This window comes from Penaeicola halotolerans (genome assembly GCF_016464625.1).
Lineage (GTDB): Bacteria > Bacteroidota > Bacteroidia > Cytophagales > Cyclobacteriaceae > Penaeicola > Penaeicola halotolerans.
Genome location: NZ_JAEAGO010000194.1, coordinates 1 through 240, shown reverse-complemented (window position 1 = coordinate 240; position 240 = coordinate 1). Strand labels below are relative to the sequence as shown.

Annotated in this window: 1 protein-coding gene; it reads left to right on the top strand. The window is 39.6% G+C overall.

The genetic code is table 11. The annotated features are described in order from the left end of the window. A partial coding sequence (locus I5349_RS14015; RefSeq protein ID WP_226391388.1) for a TRIC cation channel family protein occupies positions 1 to 213 on the top strand: 213 nt, incomplete at its 5' end. Positions 214 to 240: the final 27 nt, after the last annotated feature.

The window sequence follows — 240 nt, the reverse complement described above, 5'->3', positions numbered from 1 at the left end:
CGAGATACTTTGACCGACGAGATGCCGATCATCTTTAGAAAAGAAATCTATGCCACAGCATGTCTAACAGGAGCAATACTTTACATCACTTTACACAACTTTGAAGTGACGCGTAATTTTAACCTACTCGCTTCGATGAGTTTAATCATTACGATCAGACTCTTTGCTGACAGATACAAACTCAGCCTGCCTTCACTTGGCAAGTGGAAATGATTTATAAATGCTTGGCTAGATGAATAG